A 20,897-nucleotide genomic window follows, 5' to 3' on the forward strand; every position below is an offset into this window, starting at 1 on the left:
CGCCCGCGCGGGCGGCCTCGATGGTGGCGTTCAGGGCCAGCAGATTGGTCTGCCCGGCGATCGAGGTGATCAGGTTCACCACTTCGCCGATCTTGCTCGCGCCCTCGGCCAGCACCCGCACCGTCGCATCCGTCTCCCGCGCCCGCGTCACCGCCTGGCCGGAGACGCTGGTCGCCTGCGCCACCTGCCGGCTGATCTCGCTGATCGAGGCCGCCAGCTGCTCGGCCGCCGAGGCCACGGTCTGCACGCCGCCGCTGGCCTGCTGCGCCGCGCTGGCCACCGAATTGGCCTGGGCATTGGTCTCGGCCGCGGTGCCCGACATGCTGCGCGCCGTCGCCTCCAGCTCGGTCGCGGCGGAGGAGACCACCCCCACCATGTCGCCGACCCGCGCCTCGAACTGGGCGACCAGCTGGCCGAGCGTCTCGGCGCGCCGCTGCCGGGCGGCCTGCTCGCGCGCCTGCTCGGCGGCCAGGGCGTCGGCCCGCTGCAGCCCGCTGCGGCAGTCGTCGACGGCGCGTGACATGTCGCCCACCTCGTCCTGCCGCGCCAGGTCCGGCAGCGCGACGCCGTAGTCGCGCGCCGAGACCCGGCGCAGCGCCGCGGCCAGGGTCACGATGCTGCGCGCGATATGGCGGTCCAGGAAGATCGCGGCGCCCAGCCCGACGACCAGCGCCAGCAGCAGCCCGGCGCCGGTCAGCCAGATCGCCTCGCGGTAGTCGGAGGCCGCATCGGCCGCCGCGGCAGCGGCCCCGGCCTCGTTGACCCGGCTGAGCTCGTCCAGCGCGTCGAAGACCTGGCGGATGGCGGCGAAGCCTTCGCCGTTGAAGCGGGCTACCGTGGCGCGGTCGCCGCCCGGCGCCGCCAGCAGCTGCCGCATCAGCGCCTGGTAGCTGTCATAGGCCTGGCGGGCGCGCGTCAGCAGCGCCACCTCGGCCGGGCTGGAGCTCAGCGCGGCGGTTTCTGCGAATCGCCGCAGCGCCTCCTGGTGCATGGCCTGCAGCTCGGCTTCGCCGCGTGCGCGATCGGCCGCCTCGTCGGTGCCGAGCTGCCGGGCGGCGCGGCTGCGCTGCAGGCTCAGGCTGTATTGCAGCTGGCCGATGCTGCGCACCGAGGGCAGCCAGTTGGTCTGCAGCGCCTCGACGCCTTCCTCCACCCGGCCGAGCTGCTGCAGCCCGATGCCGCCGACGCCCATGGTCAGGATCACCACCAGCCCGAAGGCGCCCAGGAGCTTGCTGCGCAGCCGCAGACGGGAAAGGAAATGCCGCATCGTCGAACCTCGGATCGGGCTTTGAAACCGATGCTCACAATAGCGTGATCGCTTGCCGGATTGTTAACCAGCCGATGCGAAGGCGGCGGTGCAGCAATGCACCCTGCGACGCCGGGGTTGATCCCGCCGAAAATCCCGGGCGCCTTCGACAAACCGAATGCGGCAACGAGAAACGTTGCTGTCCGGATCTGCCATGCGGCAAGACAGGACCGGACATGGGACCGGTGACCAATTCAGCGTGATTGTCCGGAGGCTTCCGCCCGACTGCCGCGGCGGGAAAGATCGGGGCGATTCTGCCGCGTTCCACGAGCGGCTGCTTCTGGAACCCGCCGCCCATGCACCCCTGGCCTGGCTTCCTCTTCCCCGGCGCCGCGGCGTGACCGGCTGGCGCGACCGGCTGCTGCCGCCGGCCCGCGACCCCGAGGCGCCGCCCCGCGCCCGGCCCGAGGGCATGCTCTACGGCGTCGACGAACGGCTGCCCTGGGGGCTGCTGCTCGGCATGGGGCTGCAGCACGCGCTGCTGGCCCTAGTCTTCGCCCTCTACGCCGCCATCGCCGCCCAGGGCATGGGCTTCGACGCGCGGCAGACCGTCGCCTATGTCAGCGCCACCGTGCTGGTGATGGGGCTGGCCACGATCATCCAGGCGCTGCCCTGGCGCTTCGGCGCCGGCATGCTGCTGGTCACCATCCCCGGCGCCGGCCGCATCCCGGTGCAGGTCGCGCTGGTGCTGCACGAGGGCCTGGCCGCCACCATGGGCGCCACCATCGCCGGCGGGCTGCTGGCGCTGGTCATGGCGCGGCTGATCCCGCGGCTGCGCAGCCTGTTCCCGCCCGAGGTGATCGGCGTGGTGCTGGTGATGATGGGCGTCACCCTGGTCACCGGCGGCATGACCCGCGCCACCGGCCTGACCCTGGCGGGCGGCGCGCTGCAGGGCACCGCCGTGCTGGCGGCGCTGGCCACCGTGGGCTGCCTGGTCGGCATCGCCGTCTGGGGCGGCCCGGGGCTGCGCCGCGTCGCCCTGCTGGCCGGGGCCCTGGCCGGCACCCTGGTCGTCGCGCTGACCGGCGGGCTGCCGGCGGCCGACACCCTGCTGGCCATGCCGCTGGTCGAGCTGCCGGTGCTGGGCCTGGCCCTGCCGCTGCCCGAGTTCCGCCTGGTGCCGATCCTGGTCGTCGCCATCACCCAGTTCATCACCATCATGGACCAGTTCGGCAGCGCCCTGACCATGGACCGCATGACCGACGCGCGCTGGCGCCGCGCCGACATGGGGCTGGCGGCGCGGGCGGTGGCCGGGCTGGGACTGGCGCATCTGCTGTTCGGCCTGACCGGCACCCTGCCGGGCGGCCCGGCCTCGGCCAATATCGGCCTGGTGCATGCGACCGGCATCGCCGCCCGCCGCGTCGGGCTGGTCGCCGGCCTGGTGCTGGTCGCCGCCGCCTTCCTGCCGCCGGTCGCCGGCCTGCTGGTGCTGACGCCCGCCCCGGTGGTCGGCGGCATCCTGCTCTACACCGCCGCCTACATGATCAGCTCGGGCATCGAGCTGATCATGGCGCGGATGATGAACCCGCGGCGCAGCTTCACCGTCGGCCTGGCCATTGTGCTGGGCAGCGCGGTGATGCTGCTGCCCGAGCTGGGCCGGCAGGCGCCGGAATGGCTGCAGCTCAGCCTGCGCTCCGGCCTGACCGTCGGCGCCGCCGCCGCCGTCGCGCTGAACGCGCTGTTCCGCATCGGCATCCGCCGCCAGCTGCGCCAGCCGCTGGATCCGGCGCGCGAGGCGACCGAGGCGGCGGAGCTGCTGGAGGCCGGCGGCCGGCTGTGGGGCGTGCGGCAGGAGACGGTGCTGCGCGCCGGCCATGCCGTGGGCGAGGCGCTGGAGGCGCTGCGCGCCGCCGGGCTGCAGGAGCGCGTCACCCTGGCCGCCAGCTTCGACGAGTTCTTCTTCGAATGCCGGCTGCTCTATCGCGGCACCGCGCTGCCGCTGGGCCAGGGCGGGGCGCCCGATGCCGAGGCGCTGCTGCAGGGCGACGACCCCGCCGCCCTCGAGGCCGGGATGCGGCGGCTGTCAGGCCTGATCATCCGCCGCCTGGCCGATCGCAGCGCCGCCCGCCAGCGCGGCGCCGAGGCCGAGCTGCTGCTGGTCTTCAACCACTGATCGCGCGGGCAGGACGCGGCCGCCGCTCAGCGCGGCTCCGCCCCGGCGTCGAAGAACAGCCGCTGCCGGGCATAGGACAGCCAGAAGCGGCGCTGGCCGATGACATCCTGGCCGAGCACCATGGCGAAGGGGCTCGACTTCGCGACATCCGCCACCTGCAGCATCGGCCGGTCGATCACCAGCCCGGCGAATTCCAGCCGGTCGGCCTGCCAGTGGTGGACGGTTCTGCGGCCCAGGCCGATGCCCGCGGCGACACCGCTGGGCGGGCCGCTGATGACGCTCTCCGGCATCCCAAGGCTGATGGCGAGAGCCGGCGGCAGCAGCGTGCGCTGCGCCCCGGTGTCGAACAGCGCCCGCACGGGGCGACCGTTGACGCGCAGCGTGACGATCGGCAGCGTCTGGCCGTAGAGCTCGACCGGGATGCTGCGGGTCGGGCCGGGCCAGAGCGGCGCGGCGCCGCTGCAGGCCTGCGCCGGATAGAGCGTCACCTGGCCGCCCGGCGCATCCATTTCCAGCTCATGCGCGCGCAGCAGGTCGGCGCCGATCAGCCCGGACAGGGCACGGCTCGGCCGGCCGCCATGCACCACCACCGGCACCGTCAGCTGCTCCAGGGTGAGGCTGCCCAGCTCGAGCCGGTTGATCAGCGTATTGGATTCGTTGGACTCGCCGCCGAAGCCGAGAATGCGGCTGCGGCGCAGCGAGTCGCCGGGCAGGTTCAAGGCCGGAAGCGCCTCGGGCAGCAGCGCGGTGCGCATCGCTCCGGTGTCCAGCAGCAGCACGGCGGGCTGGCCGTCGATCCGCCCCGGGACCAGCGGCCGGGCGTTGTCGTTCACCAGCGGCAGCCGGTTGGCCATCTCCGGCTGGCAGACCGCCGCGCAGGCGCCAAGCAGCAACGGCAGCAGCAGCGCCAGGCGCCGCCAGGCGGCGAAAGCGGGCAGGGCAGGCGGCATCGGGCGGCTCCGGTCACGGCGTGGCGAGGCGAGGCCGGGCTTAACCGCTGCGGCCGCGTATCGGAAGCCCTGCCCAGCTGTGGCTTCGCGGCCACAGCGGGACCTGCTCGCGCCTTCGCGCCTGCAACCGGCCGCCGCGGCGTCTCGTTACACCCGCGAGAAACAACCCCTCGATACCATGGGGCGCATGACGGGGCGGGGACGCCACCGGAGGCAGACCATGACATGGCATGATACGAGCAAGGACCAGGCAGAGCGGATGATGCACCGGCGCAACCCCGCGGATCAGGCTTTCGACCGCTGGCTGCAGGAGGACCTGCAGCGCCGCCACGCCCAGCCGGCCGAGGAGCAGATCCCGCCCGAGCTGATCGCGCTGGCGCTCGAGGCCGCACGCGGCAAGTAGCGTGGACGGCTGCCTAGCCGGCGCGGCGGTAGAGGCCGCTGAAGGTGACGTTCATCCCGCCGCAGCGCAGGTTGTCCTGCACCACCAGATAGGGGCCGAGCAGCAGCATCCTCACGCGGCAGGTCTCCGGACCGCCCTCGTCATAGGCGCGGGTGCGTTCGCCGCCGTCGCTGCTGAAGCCGAGGCGGGCGCCGCTGGGCCGCACCTCCGCCTCCAGCGAACCGATATTGACGCCGCCGCGCTCGACGCGGGCCGGGTCGTCGCTGCCCCAGCTGGCGCTGCCGCCAATGCGCAGGGTGCTGCCCTCGGCGCTGATGTCGATCTCCTGCTCATAGGCCTGGGTGCCGTACCAGCTGGCCTGCCAGGCCTCCAGCGGCGCGGTGGTCGGCGGCGCCAGCGGCTGCAGGGCGGCGGCCGGCAGCCAGCCGGCGGTCAGCCGGCGCCGGTCGTTCAGGTAGGAGGCGCAGGCGAAGCCGCCCTGCCGGCGCGAGACGACCACGACATCCCCCGGCATCAGGAAGGCACGCCCCGGCTCGGCCGCGCCGGTCGGCCGCGCGCGGAAGAACAGCCGCGGCGCGGCAGGGCCGACGGTCGCCGCCTCGAGCGCCTCGTCGCCCGGGCGGATGCCCCAGCAGCCATGGTCCTGGCCCTGCGCCAGCGCCGGCCGCGCGCCGAGGACGGCCAGCAGCGCCGCGCCCGCCAGAGCGAGGCGCAGGGAAAGGCGGGAGGTCATGGGCGGCATCGGTCGGCATCCATCGGTCGCATGGGCTGTCGGCAGCAGGGGCGGCCGGCAGCTGGGGCATTCAACAGTTTGGGGCGTTCGGCATGCTGGGGCACGCATGGCGTGAGCGTGACGCGGCTTGCGGCCTGCGACAATCGCCGGCGGGCGACATTCTTTTGATCGGCGGGCCGGCTTCGCAAGCCCGGCCTGAGGTGATCCTGCCGCGGCAGGACAGCGTGGAGGAGCCAGACATGACGCAGCGCGCAGGATGTTCTCCCTCCCGCCCCGGTCGTCGCGCCCTGCTGGCCGGGCTCGGCGCGGCGCTGGCGACGGGTGCGGCGCCGGCCCGGGCCGCGGCCGGGATCACCCTGCTGAGCGGCTTCCGCCCCGGCGGGCTGACCGACATCGCAGCCCAGGCCATCGCGCCCGGCTTCGGCCGTGGCATGGGCGGCGCCACGACGGTCGCGCACCGGCCGGGCAGCAATGGCGACGCGGCGCTGATGGCGGCGCTGGGCCAGAGCGGCGACGGGCGCACCTTCCTGCTGGCGCACAATGCGCAGATGGTGGTGCAGGGCTTCGGCCAGCCGAACCGCACCATCGACACCCAGCCGCTGATGCCGGTGGCCGCGGTGGCCGAGGCGCCGCTGCTGCTGGTCGCGCATCGCGACGTGCCAGCCCGCGATGCGGAAGAACTCGCCGCCTGGCTGCGCCGCCAGCCGCTGCCGCTGGTCTATGCGGCGGCGAGCCCGGGTGGCCTCGGCCATTGCGCCTTCCAGCTCTGGCTGCGGCACGCCGGCCATACGGCAGCGCCGCGGCAGATCCATATGCGGACCTATCATGACGGCGCCGGGCCGGCCCTGGCCGAGCTGCTGCGCGGCGAGGCGAAGCTCGGCTTCTTCAGCGCCCCCGCCGTGCTGCCGGCCATCGCCGCCGGCCAGGCCCAGGCGGTGCTGGCGACCGGGGCGAAGCGCCTGGCCGCGCTGCCCACCGTCGCAACCGCGGCCGAGCAGGGCCTGCCGGAGCTGGCGCCGCTGACCGCCTGGACCGGGCTGTTCGCCATGCCGCGCACGCCGGACGCCGCCATCGCCCGCGCCAACACGGCGCTGAACGCCGCCCTGGCCGAGCCCGCCACGCGCCAGGTGCTGGAAGCCCGCGGCGCGACCGTGCTGGGCGGCACCGCCGCCGCCCTGAAGCAGCGGCTGGGCGCCGAGGAAGCGCGCTGGGTCGCGCTGTCCGAGGCGCAGGAATTCGACGTCGACGGCTGAGGCTACTTGCCCTGGCAGGCGTCGAACAGCGCCGTCATGGCGGGGGCAGCGCCGGCCAGGGGCACCGTCTCGGTCTCGCCGGCCAGGGTGATCGACAGGGCGCCGCCGGCGGTGAACAGCTGGCGCCAGGCGGCATCGGCGGGGAAGCTGCCCAGCAGCATCAGCGCATCGCCCAGCTCCTGCATCTCGCCCTTCATCGACAGGCGCTGCTGGCCGCCGGCGGTCGCGAAGTCGACCGGCAGGGTGACGCCGTCGCGGGCGCGGTCGCGCTCCTCCAGCAGGCGCATCTCGATCTGGCGGCCGCCGCTGCGGCAGAACAGCGCCAGGCTCTGGTCGCCGGTCTCCGGCACCTCCCAGGCGACGATCACGCCCTCGCCGGTCGGGCGGGTCTGCCAGCGCAGCTCCTGCGCCGCGGCGGGCAGGGCGGCGAGGGTCGCCAGCAGGGCCAGGGTCGCGGTCTTCGTCGTCATGCTCAGCGGTTCTCCAGCCCATTGGCGCTGCGCTGCTGCCGGATCTTCTCCCGGCTTGCCAGCACCGTCTCGCGCATCTCCGCCAGGCCGGCGCGGATGCGGTTCAGCACCGCCTCGTTGCCCGGCTTGGGCGTCGCCGCATTGGCATGCGCCGCGTCCCAGTCCAGCGCGTCCTGCAGGCTGGCGGCCAGGGCATCAACGTCGCCGAAGGCCCATTCGTTGATCGGCCGGCCGACGGATTCATTCAGCGCGGCATAGAGCGCCGGCTCGCCGCTGCGCGGCAGGTCCGGCGTCGCCGCCAGGCGGAAGCGGGCACGCAGCTGGGCGACATAGAGCCAGCGCACGGCGTCCTGCTGCGGCCCTTCGCGGAAGCGCCGCGCCGCCAGGGTGTAGAGGCCGGCGGGCGGCAGGTTCTCGGCGTCCTTCTCCAGCTCCGCCAGCGGCATGCGCATGAAGTCCTGCGCCGCTGCCGGAGCGGCCAGCAGACAGAACAAAAAGACGCGGCGGGTCACGCCATGCTGGGCCATGGTTGTTCCGTTCCGTGGTGGCTGCCGGCGAGAAGGCCGCGCAGCATCTCCTCGAAGAATCCTGCCCAGCGCAGGATGCGCGCGGCGTCCAGCGTCGGTGGCAGCAGGCGGATCTCGATGGTGCGCTTCTGCGCGTCGCCGGCCAGCAGGTTGACGATGTTGACGTCGCAGAACTTCTGGGCGCCGGCGCGCAGCAGGCGCGCGGCGGCCTCGGGCCAGGGCAGGCGGGCGAAGCCGGGATCGAGCGCCGCCTCCAGCATCTCCTCGTCATAGGGGCCGAGGCGGCGGCATTGCGGGTTGGTGCCGCAGAGCGCGCGCAGCGCCGCGGAACGCTCGGCCACCAGCCGGATCAGCGCCTGCAGCCGCGCCGCATCGGCGAAGGGCGCGGCATCGAAATGCAGATGCACGGCCCCTTCCTGCGGCAGCAGGAAGCCGAGCGCCTGCGCCGGCTCCAGCAGGGCGGACAGCGCCGCGGCGTGGTTGTCTTCCAGCGGCGGGGTGATGATCTCGCAGGGGCGCTCGCGGCCGCCGGGCAGCGGGGCGGCGAGCGCCACGGAAGCGCCGGCCGGATCGGCCAGGCGGTGGATGCCGCCGGGCTTTTCCTCGAGCCGCCCGCCGAAAAGATCGAGGCCGGGGGCCAAGACATCGCCGATCGGCGCCTCGGCGTCGCAATGCCGGGCCAGCAGCCGGGCGAGGCGCGCATCGTCCACGGCGATGCGGTACCAGCCCGGGCGCGGCGCCGCGCGGCGCTCCAGATCGGCCTGCAGGGTCAGGTCGTCGACGCAACGGGCGACGGGATGGCCGGCGGCATCCTCGATCGCGAAGCCCAGCGTCAGCGTCTCGAAAACGCGGCGCTCGGGGCCAGGGCCGTGCTCGGCCTGGGGGTGGAAGATGCGGCGCAGGCTTCCGCCGCAGCGCTCGGCCAGGCGCTGCGCCAGGTCGCGGCGGGAGCGGCCGGGCGGCGCCAGCAGCTCCACCTCGACGCCGATGCGCCAGCCGATCGGGGAGGGCATGGCGCTTCAGCGCGCGTCGTTGATGGCTTCCAGGCTGTTCTTGTGGTCGCCGCGCACCAGGTTGCCCGACAGCTTGGCCCGCGTCTCCGAGATCGAATCCATCCGCCAGTACTTGGCGAAGAGCAGGATCTGCTCGGCGCTGTAGACCTCGTCGGCGGGGCAGCGGCGCGCCTCGTAGCGGTTCATCTGCCGGCCGCGCTCGACATCGGCGGCGACGCGGGCGCCGTCGCCGCGGCGCAGCTTCTCGGCGGCATTGCGCATGACGCGGTTCATCAGGTCGTCGTCATAGGCGAGCTGCAGCATATGGGCGTCGCACATGGTGTAGCCGGCCTCGAAAAACGTGTCCTCGTTCGGCCCGGCCAGCGCCGGGCTGGCCGTGGCGGCGGCGACCAGCGCCACCACCTTGGAGGCCAGAAGGACTTTCCGTTTGCGAAGGCTCGGCATGCAATGTCCCCAGAAGCGCGGCGGAGGCGGCACCATGGCCGTGGGGAGAATTGCGGGCAATTCAACAAAAGCGGAAGCAGAGCGGCGGTCAGTGCCGGATGAAAGACAAAACAATCTCGAAGGCGATGAGCAGAAGGATGGCGGTTTCCAGCACCTCGGCGCGGCCGCCGGCGGCCTCGCCATGCAGCGCCGTGTAGGTGTCGCGGATGATCGCCAGCTTGCGGTCGACAGCAGCGCTGACCTCGGGCACGCGGAACAGGTCCATTGCCGCGGCATAGACGCGGGCGAGATAGACGTCCTCCGTGACCTGCAGCGCGTTGTCGACGCGCTCGGCCAGCTGGCTGACCTCGGCCACCAGCATGTGCAGCTGCTGCGCCAGGCCGGCATAGCGGCGCGAGGCCAGCAGATGCGAGCGGCGCCGCGCCGCCTCGACCAGGTCGCGCATGCGCGGCAGCTCGGCATCGAGCAGCTCGTCATAGCTGCGCATCTCCAGCAGCTGCGCATTGGCCATCTCGATGACGTCGGCGACGTCGGTCTCGCGCCGCGGCTCGTAGATGAAGGCGCGGTCCCAGGTGAGGACCACGAGGTCGTCGGTATGATAAGAGAAACTCTGGCGCAGCAGGTCGCGGCGGGCGCCGTCCGACAGCGGCCGGATCTCGCCCGACAGCAGCGGCACCAGATCGGCCTGCTGCTGCAGCTCGGCCGCGGTCACCGGCCGGTCGAAGGCATCGACCACAGCGAGGAGGTAATCCTCCTGCAGCGGCGCCGGGCTCGGGCGGATGAAGGCCTCGCCCAGCAGGCCGCGCAGCTGGGCCAGCAGCGCGTCCCAGGGCGCGTCGATGGCCTCGAGGCCGGTCGCATGGTCCAGGCGGTTGGCCAGCGCCGTGAAGCCATCCCAGTCCAGCCCGTCGGCCGGCAGCTTCAGGGTGAAGGCGGCGACGCCGAAGTCGTAGAGACGGATGCCGCCCTGGGCGGTGACCTCCTCGGCGCCGAGGCGCAGCGTCACCGGCCCGAGGGGCAGAGCCAGGGGCGGCACGCCGAAGGAGACGGCCTTGGCGGGGGTGCCGGCCAGGCGGCTGCGGGCGCTGGGACCCTGGGCGCGGGCGGCCCAGAGCGCCTCTGCCCGCTTCAGGTCGATCTCATAGGCCAGGTCGAAAAGGCGCAGCGCCACCACCTGGCCCGAGGCCACCGCCAAGCCTGTCGTCATCATCCGCCATCCGCTGTTCCGGGCGGGGCTTAGCGGCTGCGGCGGCGCCCGCCACGCGACAGTTTGATGACAGCGGGGAGGTTCAGCCGGGCGACCATTCCGTCGCCGGGTCGAGCGGCCAGATCGGCCGCGGCACATGGCGGAAGGGGATGCGCGCCAGCATCGGCGAGACCAGGCCGGGCCCGTCGATCTCCAGGATGCGCTCGTCGGAGAAGAGGTCGTCGAAGCCGGCGCGGAAATGGCCGCGCGACTTGACGACGATGCCGCGCAACGCCCGGACGTCGATGCCGAGATGCTCCAGCATGGCGGTATCCAGGCACTGGTGCCGGATCGAGACGAAGACCACCTCGATCCGTCCCGCCAGCCGCAGCCAGGCGGTCGGGCCGAGCGACTGTTTGCGTCCGGCAATCATGCCGCGGCGGCCGACGATCTCGCCATCCGAAAGCGCCATGACCTCGGCCTCAACCTCGAGCGGGTCGCTGCCGGGAAAATCCTCGCCGCGGTTCAGCTGGGCGGTGAAGCGGGCACCCTGGCCCAGCGCATGCGCCTCGGCGGCCAGTGTCGGGTCGTAATGGATGGCGAAGCCAGTGTCGCCGATGCCGGCCTCGAGGAAGGCGCGCAGCACGGCCGAGGTGTTGCCGCGCCCGCCGCCGCCGGGATTGTCGGCGACATCGGCGAAGAGCAGCGGCGGCATCGCTGGGTTCGCGACGACCTCCTTCAGCCGCGCGACGGCGGTGTCGATCGGCATCAAGTTTGCCACCAGCTCCCCGCGCCGGTCCCAGAGCAGGGTCGCGATTTCCGTCGCGACGCGCTGGGCGGCGGCCTGATCGCCGCGGGAGGTCACGATGACGCTCATGCCGTTCTTCGGGCTGTCGCCCAGGCTGAAATTGCCGAGGACGGAGACATTGATGATCGGGCCGGTGGTCAGCTGCTGGCCGCGCGCGATGGCGGCGCCGTAAGGGCCGCGGTCGGAGAGCAGCGCCACCGAGGGCGGCAGCAGCGGCAGCCGGATGAAAGCCTTGGCGGTCTTCACGCCCGACAGCAGCTCGCGCATGCCGACGGCCGCCTCCTGGCCGCGGGCGCGCATGTCGGTATGCGGGTTGGTGCGATAGGCGATCAGCAGGTCGGGATGCGCGACCATCTCGGCGCTGACATTGGCATGCAGGTCGAGGGTGGAGACGATCGGCACGTCAGGCCCGACGACGCGGCGGACCATGGCATAGAGCACGCCCTCCGGATCGGGGTCGACGGTGGCCGAGGCGGCGCCATGCGCCTCGACATAGACGCCGTCGAGGGGGAGGGCGGCGCGCAGCCCCGCCTCCAGCAAGGCGAGAAACCCATCGAAGAAGGATTGCTCCACCGGGCCGCTGGCGCCGGCGCCGGTGATGGCGATGGGCAGCGGCGTCCAGGGACCGGCCGCGTCCATCTCGGCGACGAAGCCGACCAGCCCGCCCGGGTCGCGGGGCGTCGCGCTGCGCACGTCGGTCAAAAGATCCTCGCCCTGCAGCCAGAGCTTGGAACGGAATTCTTCCTCGGTGGCCGGGGGCGCGAAGCCATTGGCCTCCAGCATGAAGCCGAGGAGGGCGATGCGGGGCGGGGCGGTCATGGGCAAGGCCTTCAGGCTGAGGGGGCGGCCGCCAGCAGATGCGCGAGCAGCCGGCCGAGGCGGGTGTGGGAGACGCTGGTGGCGGGCTGATCGGTGTCGACGCGATGGACGATCACCGCCTGCAGCGCCGGGATGACCAGCAGCACATGGCCGCGGGTGCCCAGCGCCGCATAGCTGCCCGCCGGCATCAGCGCATGCGGGAACAGGATGCCGGCGCGCTCGACCCACCACATGAAGCCATAGGCGCCATGGGTGCCGGCTTCCGAGATCGGCAGGACGCTTTGCTGCACCCAGGATTTCGGCACCACGCCGCGGCCGCCATCGAGGAAGAGCTGGCCGAAGCGGGCCAGGTCGCGCGCGGTCATGCGGAAAGGATAGGCAGGATGGGCGCTGTCGGGCAGGTCGACATACTCGCCGTCCTGCGCCGGGCGGAAATCCTGCATGCCGCAGGGGCCAGCGATGCGGGCGGCGAAGTCGGCGAAGATGTCAGCCCCGGTGACTTTCCGGAAGATGCTGCCGAGGGCGTTGAAGTCCCAGTTGTTGTAGCACCAGGTGGTGCCCGGGCCGGCGCTGTGGCGTGCCGGCTTGATGGCGATCATCCAGGGCGATTCATAGCCGCTGGGGTGATAGACGCCGGAGCGCGCGCAGAGCAGGTCCAGCACGGTCGCCAGCTTTTCCCGCGGCGTCAGGCCGAGCTTGTCGTCGATGCCGAGGCTGTCGAGCGTCGCTTCGAGGTCGATGCGCCCTTCGGCCTCGTGCATGCCGATCTGGGCGGAGAGAAAGCTCTTGCGGATGGAATGGACGTTGTAGCGGGCATCGACGGCGCCCTCGGCCAGCAGCACGCGGCCGCGGACGACCACCATCAGCGCTGCGGTATCGAGGGTCTTCGAGTCCTCCACCGCCCGGGCCAGCTGGCCGGCGTCCCAACCCGCATCGGCCGGGCTGTCCCAGCGGTCCCAGGTGCCGATGTCAGAAAGAATCATGCGCGCTTGACACCCCAGAAGATCGGGAAGGAGGCCGGCACCACGTCGACGATGTCGGTGCGGTAGGCGGTCGGGTTGAAGATTTGGCCGACCGGGATGAAGGGCACCTCCTCGAAGGCCAGCACCTGCATCTCGCCGGCGATGCGCTTCTGGTCGGCCAGGTTCGGCGCGTCCAGCCATTCGTCGCGCAGCGCCTCCAGCCGCGGGCTGGTGGGCCAGCCGAACCAGCCCTGCGGGCCATTGCCGCGCAGGGGGACGTGGCTGGAGGGGTCGGCGACGGTCAGGCCTTCATAGGTGGTGGTGAAGAGGCTCCAGCCGCCCTTTTCCGGCGGCTCCTTGCTGGTGCGGCGCTGCACCAGCGTGCCCCAGTCCATGCTGGCGAATTCGATGTTCAACCCGAGCTGCTTCAGCAGGTCGACGGTGACCTGGGCGAAGGCCGCCTGCACCGGATAGTCGGAGGGCGACATGACGACGACGCGCTCGCCCTTGTAGCCGCTGTCCTGCACCAGCCTGCGGCTTTGCGCCAGGTCGCGCGGGCCGGTCAGCGCCTGCATGCCGGCGTCGGTCGCCATCGGCAGGCCCGGGGTGAAGACGCCGCAGGGGATGTGGAACAGCTCCGGCTCGGCGCCGACGGCGGCGGCCATGTAGTCGGCCTGGTTGACCGCCGAGAGGACCGCGCGCAGGAGCTTCGGATTGTCGAAGGGCGGGTGGATGTGGTTGATGCCGAGCATGCCGATGACGCCGACCTTGTCGTGCACGGCGACGCGGACGTTGCGCATCTTGCGCATGCTGGCGAGAAGATCGTAGTCGGGGCGCTGGATCCAGTCGACCTCGCCATTCTGCAGCGCGCCCATGGCCGTCGCGCTATCCGGCATGACCAGCCATTCGACGCGGTCGAAATGCGCGACCTTGCCGCCGGCCATGAAGCTCGGCGCGCCCTCGCGCGGGCGATAGGCCGGGTTGCGGCGATAGACGGCGCGCGAGCCCGAGACCCATTCGTTCACCGGGAAGGTGAAGGGGCCGCTGCCGATATATTCGCGGATCTGCTGGAAGGGATCGGTCTTGGCGATGCGCTCCGGCATCATGAAGCAGCTGTCGGCGAGCGCGCGCGGGATCAGGCCATAGGGCTTGTTCAGGCGGATCTCGAAGCGGGTGTCGTCGATCGGCGTCATCGCCTCGGTCCGCGCCAGCAATGTCTGGCCCAGCGGGCGGCGGCGGGCCCAGCGTTGGATGCTGGCGATGCAGTCGGCCGGGCGCACCGTCTCGCCGTCGCTGAAGGCCAGGCCTTCGCGCAGGGTGAAGCGCCAGGTCAGGCGGTCGTCGGAGACCTCGTGGCCGGCCAGCATCTGCGGCTGCGGCTCGAATTGCGCATCCAGGCCGAAGAGCGTGTCCCAGATCATTGCGCCGTGGTTGCGGGCGATGGTCGTCGTGGTCCAGACCGGGTCTGGATTGGCCAGGTTGCCCTCGGGGACGAAGCGCAACACGCGCGCATTGCCCTGGGCGAGGGCAGGGGTCGCAAGGGTCAGGGCGGCACCGGCAGCCAGGACGCTGCGGCGGCTCAGGTCAGGCGGGGACATGGCTTCGCTCTCCTCGACTGCCCCGGATCATGCGCCGGCCTGGGGCGGCTGGCGAGAGGGCATGCGGCGGATGCTTGGCAATCCGCGCGCCACGAATTTGGCATTTGCCGCCACGTCCGCGCTGGGCGGAGACTGCGCGCGGCACGGCCTGACGACTCGCTGGGCCTCCGCAAAGATGAACGAAAATACAGGGAAGAACGTCATGAGGAAGTCCCAGGGGAAAAGCCTCTGGCTGGCCGCGACGGCGCTTGCGCTGGCCGCCAGCCTGCCCGTGGCGGCGGAGATCGCGGTCTCCGGCAACGACAACAAGCGCGCGCTGGTCGATGGCGTGAACACGGTGGTGCGCGACCCGAAGCCGGACACCATCGCGGTGATCGACCTGTCGGGCGGCGAGCCGCGCATCATCGGCCAGCTGGCGGTGCCGCATTCGGTGATCGGGCCGCCCAATTCCATCGCGGTCAGCCCGGATGAGCGGCTGGCGCTGGCGAGCTCGGCCGAGAAGATCGATCCGGCCGATCCGACCAAGACGGTGCCGGACAACCGGGTCTCGGTGATCGACCTTTCCTCCATGCCGCCGAAGCTGGTGGGCACGGTCGAGGTCGGCGCCGGGCCGTCGGGGGTCTCGATCAATCCGGCGGGGACGCTGGCGCTGGTGGCCAACCGCAACGGCGGCACGGTGTCGGTGCTGAAGATCGCCGGGCAGCAGGTCAGCGTGGTGGGGACGGTGACGATCGGGGCGGCGACGACCGGCGCCTCGCATGCGCAGTTCACGCCGGATGGGCGGCATGCGCTGGTGACGCGGGACAATGACAGCATCGTCTCGGTGCTGCGGGTCGATGGCGAGACGGTGACGAAGCTGGAGCGCGACCTGACCGCGGGGGTGCGGCCCTATTCGGCCGCGGTGTCGCCGGCGGGTTGGGCGGTGGTCGGCAATGTGGGCCGCAGCGTCAACAACACCGGCGACCAGGACACGGTCAGCCTGATCGACCTGTCGCGCGAGCCGTTCCGCACCATCGACACGGTGACGGTGGGCCCGACGCCCGAAGGGGTGATGGCCAGTCCCGACGGCGTCCATGCGGTGGCCGTGGTGCATAACGGCTCCGGCCGGGCGCCGGCCGATCCGCTGCGCGGCCGCTCGATGGTGAAGCTGCTGAAGGTGGAGAACGGCCGGCTGACGGTGGTGGCCGAGGCGCCGGCCGGCGACTGGGTGCAGGGCATGGCCTTTTCCCGCGACGGCAAGACGCTGCTGATCGGCAACATGGCCGACAAGCAGGTGGCTATCTACCGCATCGACGGCGATCGCCTTGAGGCCACCGGCCGGAGCTTGCCGGTCGATGGCGGTCCGGCCGCCCTCGGAACGGTACCGGTTTCGCTACGTTAGTGGATAAAAAGAAGATGGGGGTCTGGGGGAATTCATTCCCCCAGCCTTCTCTGTGAATTTATACGTCAGCGTCACTGTCTTTTCGGACGTCCGCATTTGACGCCTGTAGAAAGTTCAATATAACGCGGCGACGTCTGAAATCACGGAAACGCCGCCATGTCGCATCCCATTCTCTCCCGTCGCCTGCTGCTTGCCGGGATGGGCATGGCGGGGATGAGCGTCGCGCCGGCGCGGGCCCAGTCGACGCCCCGGCGCGGCGGCACGCTGACCGCCATCGTGCAGCCGGAGCCGCCGACGCTGGTCTCGGCGCTGAATGCGGGCGCGCCGACGGGCGTGGTGTCGACCAATATCTTCGACGGCCTGTTTTCCTACGACTGGGACATGGGCCTGAAGCCCGCCCTGGCGACGCGCTGGGAGGTGGCCACCGACGGTCTGGCGATCACCTTCCACCTGCGGCCGAATGTCCGCTGGCATGACGGCCAGGCCTTCACCGCCGAGGACGTGAAGTTCTCGCTGGAGGAGGTCTGGCGGAAGATCCATCCGCGCGGCCGGGCGACCTTTGCCAATGTCGAGGCGGTGGAGACGCCGGATCCGCTGACCGTGGTGCTGCGGCTGAAGCAGCCCTCGCCGGTGATCCTGGGCGCTCTGAACGCCTATGAATCGCAGATCCTGCCGAAGCATCTCTATGCCGGCAGCGACGCGCTGGCCAATCCGCTGAACCTGAAGCCGATCGGCACCGGCCCGTTCCGCTTCAAGGAATGGGTGCGCGGCGAGCATATCATCCTGGAGCGGAACCCGGATTACTGGGACGAGGGCAAGCCCTATCTCGACCGGATCGTCTTCCGCGTCGTCCCCGACGCGACGGCCCGCGCCGCGCTGCTGGAGACCGGCCAGGCGCAGTATGCCCCCTATAGCCCGGTGCCGCTGACCGACGTGGCGCGGCTGCGGGCGCTGCCGGGCATCGCCATCGAGACGCGGGGCTATGAGTGGATCTCGCCCTGGCTGTTCCTGGAGTTCAACCTGCGCAAGCCGGAGCTCGGCGACGTGCGGGTGCGGCGCGCCATCGCCCATGCGATCAACCGCGACGTCATCGCCAAGACGGTGTGGCACGGCTTCGGCAAGGCGGCGGTGTCGACCATCCCGTCGACGGTCACGCGCTTCCACAACGCCAATGTGCCGCAATACCCCTTCGACGTGCGGAAGGCCGAGGCGCTGCTGGACGAGGCCGGGCACAAGCGCGGCGCCGACGGCATGCGCTTCGCCATCAGCCACGACTTTTTGCCGTATGGCGACGACTATCGCCGCACCGGCGAATATGTGCGGCAGGCGCTGCGGCGGGTCGGCATCGACCTGACGCTGCGCAGCCAGGACACGCCGAGCTACCTGCGCCGGGTCTTCGGCGAATACGAGTTCGACATGTCGAGCTCCTGGGCCTCGTCCTTCTCCGACCCGCAGATCGGCGTGCAGCGCTTCTACTGGTCGAAGACGATCAACAAGGGCACGCCCTGGACCAATGCCTCGGGCTATGCCAGCCCGGCGATGGACCAGGTGATCGAGGCGGCGCAGCGCAGCGCCGACCCGGCCGAGCGGACCCGGCTGTTCAACGAGATGCAGCGGCTGGCGGCCGAGGACCTGCCCTGCCTGCCGCTGATCGAGCTGAACTTCTTCACCGTGCATTCGAAGAAGCTGCATGACGTGGCGATGGGGCCGGATGCGGTCTATGCCTCGCTGAAGCACGCCTGGCTGGAAGGCTGATCCTTCCATGGCAGTGCTGCGGCAGGCGGGGAAGCGCCTGGTCCAGGCGGTGCCGGTGCTGTTCGGCGTGGTCGCGGTGAACTTCCTGCTGATGCAGGCGGCGCCCGGGGATCTCGCCGACGTGCTGGCCGGCGAGCAGGGGGCGGCGACGCCCGAGATGATGGCGGAGTTGCGCGCGCGCTTCGGGCTGGACCAGCCGGTCTGGGTGCAGTTCGCGCATTACCTCGGCAATCTGCTGACCGGCGACTTCGGCTATTCGCACCGGCTGGGGCTGCCGGTGCTGACCCTCATCCTCGAGCGGCTGCCGGCGACCCTGCTGCTGATGCTGCCGGCGGTCTTCCTGGCGGCAGGCTCAGGGATGGTCCTGGGCGGCTGGGCGGCTCGCCGGGCCGGCACCTGGCTCGACGGCCTCATTTCAGTCGGCGTGCTCATTGCTTACGCTACCCCGTTGTTCTGGGCGGGGTTGATGGCCATCGTCGTCTTCGCGGTGCAGCTGCAATGGCTGCCGGTGGGGGGGATGCGCGATCCTTCGGCGGCCTATACCGGGCTGGCCATGGCGGGCGACGTCGCGCGGCACATGGTGCTGCCGGTCTGCAGCCTGGCGCTGTTCTATGCCGCGCTCTATGCGCGGCTGATGCGGGCCTCGATGCTCTCGGCGCTGCAGCAGGACTATATCCGCACCGCCCGGGCCAAGGGGCTGTCGCCCTTCCAGGTCGAGGCTGTGCATGCCGGGCGCAACGCCCTGCTGCCGGTGCTGACCATGGTGGGCCTGCAGGCCGGCAGCCTGATCGGCGGCGCCGTGCTGGTGGAGACGGTGTTCAGCTGGCCCGGCCTCGGGCGGCTGGCCTTCGATGCCATCCTGCGGCGCGACCTGAACCTGCTGCTGGGCATCGTGCTGGTCAGCTCGATGACCGTCATCCTGGTGAATTTCGTGGTCGACCTGCTCTATGGCCTGGCCGATCCGCGGGTGCGCGCGGCATGAGGCGCGTCGCTCGCCTGCTGCTGCGGCCGCGCGCGCTGGTCGGGCTGCTGCTGGTGGTCGGCCTCGGCGCCATGGCGCTGGGGGCGCCCTGGATCTTCCCGGACGACCCGATGGACATGGTCGGCAGCCCCAGCATGTGGCCGGGCCAGGAGGAAGGCTTCTGGCTGGGCACCGACCTGATGGGCCGCGACATCGCCGCCGGCGTCTTCCACGGCGCCCGGGTTTCTCTTCTCGTCGGGCTGAGCGCCGCCGGCATCGCCCTGTTGCTGGGCACGGCGGTCGGCGCCATGGCCGGCTTCTGGGGCGGTGCGGCGGATTCCGTGCTGATGCGCTTCACCGAAGTCTTCCAGACCATGCCGCCCTTCCTGTTCACCATCGCGGTGGTGGCGGTGCTGGGGCCTTCGATCGGCAATGTCATCTTCGCCATCGGCATCACCTCCTGGCCCGCCGTCGCCCGGCTGGCGCGCGGCGAGGTCATGGCGGTGCGGCGGCGCGACTTCGTCGATGCGGCGATCTGCTGCGGCACGCCGGCCTCGGGGCTGCTGCTGCGGCATGTGCTGCCCAACGCGCTGTCGCCGATCATCGTCACCGCCTCGGTGCTGATGGCCACCGCCATGCTGACCGAGGCCGGGCTGTCCTTCCTCGGCCTCTCGGACCCGAACCTGGTCTCCTGGGGATCGATGATCGGCGGCGGGCGCGAGGCGCTGCGCACCCATTGGTACATGGCCGCCATCCCCGGCGTCGCCCTGGCCCTGGCGGTGCTCGGGCTGAACCTGCTGGGCGACGTGCTGGACGACGTCATGGACCCGCGCAGGGGAGCATAGAAAGAAGCCGGGCCGGCGATGGGGGTCGCCGGCCCGGGGCCTTGCCGATCCTTGCTCCGGGTGGAGCGGGATCAGCGCAGATGGGCGGCCAGGTGCTTGTTCATCTCGAACATGGTCACCTTGTCCTTGCCGAAGATCGGCCGCAGCTTGTCGTCGGCGATGATCTCCCGCTTGTTCTCGGGGTTCTGCAGCTCGTTCGACTTGATGTATTCCCACATCTTGCTGACCACCTCGCCGCGCGAGAGGGTGCCGGCGCCGACCACGGCGGCGAGCTCGGCGCTGGGCTTCAGCGGCGTCTGCAGCGCATTGGGCTTGGCCTTGCCGTCGGTCTTGCCATCGGCCTTGGCGGCACTCTTGGCCGGGGCCTTCTCGGCGGTCTTGCCGTCGGCTTTCTTGGCAGCAGCCTTGGCCGGCTCGGCCTTGGCGGCGGATTTCGCGGGCATGCTCTGCTCCCCTCGGCGGCGGGGGACCGGCCCTCCGGTCCCTGCTCGCCACCCGCAGCAGCAGCGCTTCGCGGCGGCGAAAGTTTCCCGCCGGCCTGCCCCATAACCGCAATGCCGCAGCAGGCCCGGATTTTCCCGGGCGCCAAGTAAAATTTTTCTGTCGTCCTGGCGGCAAGTCACGATTGTTGACGAATCTTGAAACCGTTCGCCAAACCAAAACAACCATCAATAAAATTCCCGACGCCAGGGAATAATTCCGCAGACACAGCTGGAAGGCGCCGATTTGCAATGCTTGGCGCCCTGAGGTTATAGTGTGGACGGAGTTTAATCTGCCCCGGCGGCCAACCGGCCGGGGGTGGAGGCAGCTGCCGTTGCCGGCGCAAGGTTCCGCAGCCCCCTGACATGGGGCTGGGCCTGGCGCGCCGGCGGCGCGAAGATGACGATCCTGCCGTCGGCGCGGCCCCCGCCGCCGCCATCCTGGGCACCCTCGGGCGCCCGGGTCCGGAGAAGGAGGTCAGTTTGGAGAAGCCTATGGCCATTGCCGACCTGTTTCCCGCCGCCGAGGGCATCCTCACCCTGACGGTGGCCAACAAGACCGACCTGATCGAGCAGCTGGCCGACCGCGCCGCCGCCCGTCTTGGCCGGCCGCGGGAAGAAATCCTCGAGGCGCTGCAGGCGCGCGAGCGGCTGGGCTCGACCGCGCTCGGCCGCGGCGTCGCCATGCCGCATACCCGGATCGAGGGGCTGACCCAGCCGCTGGCGATCCTGGCCCGGCTGACCCGCGGCATCGAGTTCGACGCCCGCGACGGCGAGCCGGTCGACCTGGTCTTCATGGTGCTCTGGCCCGAGGACGCCTCGGAGGGCTTCCTCCCGGCGCTGTCCAACATCTGCAAGGTGCTGCGCGACAACCAGCTGCCGCGGCAGCTG

The 20,897-nt window shown here is 71.4% G+C and carries 20 protein-coding genes; 8 read left to right on the forward strand and 12 right to left on the reverse strand.

The features are described from left to right. On the reverse strand, nucleotides 1-1,267 hold a 1,267-nt coding region (locus BKE38_RS14390; RefSeq protein ID WP_076957992.1), incomplete at its 3' end, for a methyl-accepting chemotaxis protein. Between the two features lie 376 nt (nucleotides 1,268-1,643). On the opposite strand from BKE38_RS14390, the gene BKE38_RS14395 reads away from it, so the two are divergent. Next, nucleotides 1,644-3,419 (forward strand): uracil-xanthine permease family protein, encoded by a 1,776-nt coding sequence (locus tag BKE38_RS14395; RefSeq protein ID WP_076957993.1) that lies wholly within the window; start codon nucleotides 1,644-1,646, stop codon nucleotides 3,417-3,419. A gap of 26 nt (nucleotides 3,420-3,445) precedes the next feature. Here the strand turns inward: BKE38_RS14395 and BKE38_RS14400 are convergent, their stop codons facing one another. Continuing rightward, nucleotides 3,446-4,369, reverse strand: coding sequence for a retroviral-like aspartic protease family protein (locus BKE38_RS14400; RefSeq protein WP_076957994.1), 924 nt, complete (start codon nucleotides 4,367-4,369; stop codon nucleotides 3,446-3,448). Between the two features lie 220 nt (nucleotides 4,370-4,589). Here BKE38_RS14400 and BKE38_RS31495 point away from each other — a divergent pair, with 220 nt between their 5' ends. Further along, nucleotides 4,590-4,772, forward strand: coding sequence for a hypothetical protein (locus tag BKE38_RS31495; RefSeq protein ID WP_131829597.1), 183 nt, complete (start codon nucleotides 4,590-4,592; stop codon nucleotides 4,770-4,772). Nucleotides 4,773-4,785: 13 nt separating this feature from the next. Here the strand turns inward: BKE38_RS31495 and BKE38_RS14405 are convergent, their stop codons facing one another. Next, a complete protein-coding gene (locus BKE38_RS14405; RefSeq protein WP_076957995.1) occupies nucleotides 4,786-5,514 on the reverse strand; it encodes a hypothetical protein in 729 nt (242 codons plus the stop codon). A 230-nt stretch (nucleotides 5,515-5,744) separates the two neighbouring features. On the opposite strand from BKE38_RS14405, the gene BKE38_RS14410 reads away from it, so the two are divergent. Beyond that, the gene (locus BKE38_RS14410) at nucleotides 5,745-6,758 is read left to right on the forward strand and encodes a tripartite tricarboxylate transporter substrate binding protein (RefSeq protein WP_076957996.1); all 1,014 of its coding nucleotides are present in this window, start codon (nucleotides 5,745-5,747) and stop codon (nucleotides 6,756-6,758) included. A 2-nt stretch (nucleotides 6,759-6,760) separates the two neighbouring features. Here the strand turns inward: BKE38_RS14410 and BKE38_RS14415 are convergent, their stop codons facing one another. The 8 genes from BKE38_RS14415 to BKE38_RS14450 form a co-directional block, all read right to left on the reverse strand. Continuing rightward, the gene (locus tag BKE38_RS14415; RefSeq protein ID WP_076957997.1) at nucleotides 6,761-7,228 is read right to left on the reverse strand and encodes a hypothetical protein; all 468 of its coding nucleotides are present in this window, start codon (nucleotides 7,226-7,228) and stop codon (nucleotides 6,761-6,763) included. 2 nt (nucleotides 7,229-7,230) lie between these two features. Continuing rightward, on the reverse strand, nucleotides 7,231-7,755 hold the full coding sequence (locus tag BKE38_RS14420; protein ID WP_076957998.1) for a hypothetical protein: 525 nt from the start codon (nucleotides 7,753-7,755) through the stop codon (nucleotides 7,231-7,233). Then, nucleotides 7,737-8,768: an amidoligase family protein gene (locus tag BKE38_RS14425; RefSeq protein ID WP_076957999.1), complete on the reverse strand. Its 1,032-nt coding sequence runs from the start codon at nucleotides 8,766-8,768 to the stop codon at nucleotides 7,737-7,739. The genes BKE38_RS14420 and BKE38_RS14425 overlap by 19 nt, the downstream gene beginning before the upstream one ends. 6 nt (nucleotides 8,769-8,774) lie before the next feature. Beyond that, entirely contained in the window at nucleotides 8,775-9,212 is a 438-nt protein-coding gene (locus BKE38_RS14430) for a hypothetical protein (protein WP_131829598.1), read from the reverse strand. An 88-nt stretch (nucleotides 9,213-9,300) separates the two neighbouring features. Further along, entirely contained in the window at nucleotides 9,301-10,419 is a 1,119-nt protein-coding gene (locus tag BKE38_RS14435; protein ID WP_207553571.1) for an RMD1 family protein, read from the reverse strand. A gap of 82 nt (nucleotides 10,420-10,501) precedes the next feature. Beyond that, nucleotides 10,502-12,025, reverse strand: coding sequence for a M81 family metallopeptidase (locus BKE38_RS14440; RefSeq protein WP_076958002.1), 1,524 nt, complete (start codon nucleotides 12,023-12,025; stop codon nucleotides 10,502-10,504). An 11-nt stretch (nucleotides 12,026-12,036) separates the two neighbouring features. After that, nucleotides 12,037-13,008, reverse strand: coding sequence for a serine hydrolase domain-containing protein (locus tag BKE38_RS14445; protein WP_076958003.1), 972 nt, complete (start codon nucleotides 13,006-13,008; stop codon nucleotides 12,037-12,039). After that, nucleotides 13,005-14,570, reverse strand: a complete 1,566-nt coding sequence (locus BKE38_RS14450; RefSeq protein ID WP_076958009.1) for an ABC transporter substrate-binding protein — start codon at nucleotides 14,568-14,570, stop codon at nucleotides 13,005-13,007. The genes BKE38_RS14445 and BKE38_RS14450 overlap by 4 nt, the downstream gene beginning before the upstream one ends. 217 nt (nucleotides 14,571-14,787) lie before the next feature. Here BKE38_RS14450 and BKE38_RS14455 point away from each other — a divergent pair, with 217 nt between their 5' ends. The 4 genes from BKE38_RS14455 (at nucleotide 14,788) to BKE38_RS14470 (ending at nucleotide 19,527) form a co-directional block, all read left to right on the forward strand. After that, a complete protein-coding gene (locus BKE38_RS14455; RefSeq protein ID WP_083747551.1) occupies nucleotides 14,788-15,966 on the forward strand; it encodes a lactonase family protein in 1,179 nt (392 codons plus the stop codon). A gap of 156 nt (nucleotides 15,967-16,122) precedes the next feature. After that, on the forward strand, nucleotides 16,123-17,721 hold the full coding sequence (locus BKE38_RS14460) for an ABC transporter substrate-binding protein (RefSeq protein ID WP_076958005.1): 1,599 nt from the start codon (nucleotides 16,123-16,125) through the stop codon (nucleotides 17,719-17,721). Nucleotides 17,722-17,728: 7 nt separating this feature from the next. Beyond that, nucleotides 17,729-18,703, forward strand: coding sequence for an ABC transporter permease (locus BKE38_RS14465; RefSeq protein ID WP_076958006.1), 975 nt, complete (start codon nucleotides 17,729-17,731; stop codon nucleotides 18,701-18,703). After that, complete coding sequence (locus BKE38_RS14470; protein WP_076958007.1) at nucleotides 18,700-19,527, forward strand: ABC transporter permease; 828 nt, start codon at nucleotides 18,700-18,702, stop codon at nucleotides 19,525-19,527. The genes BKE38_RS14465 and BKE38_RS14470 overlap by 4 nt, the downstream gene beginning before the upstream one ends. Nucleotides 19,528-19,598: 71 nt before the next feature. On the opposite strand, the gene BKE38_RS14475 is transcribed toward BKE38_RS14470, so the two are convergent. After that, the gene (locus BKE38_RS14475) at nucleotides 19,599-19,970 is read right to left on the reverse strand and encodes an SWIB/MDM2 domain-containing protein (RefSeq protein ID WP_076958008.1); all 372 of its coding nucleotides are present in this window, start codon (nucleotides 19,968-19,970) and stop codon (nucleotides 19,599-19,601) included. A gap of 531 nt (nucleotides 19,971-20,501) precedes the next feature. Here BKE38_RS14475 and BKE38_RS14480 point away from each other — a divergent pair. Beyond that, on the forward strand, nucleotides 20,502-20,897 hold a 396-nt coding region (locus tag BKE38_RS14480; RefSeq protein WP_076958010.1), incomplete at its 3' end, for a PTS sugar transporter subunit IIA.

This window comes from Teichococcus deserti (assembly GCF_001982615.1).
GTDB lineage: Bacteria > Pseudomonadota > Alphaproteobacteria > Acetobacterales > Acetobacteraceae > Pseudoroseomonas > Pseudoroseomonas deserti.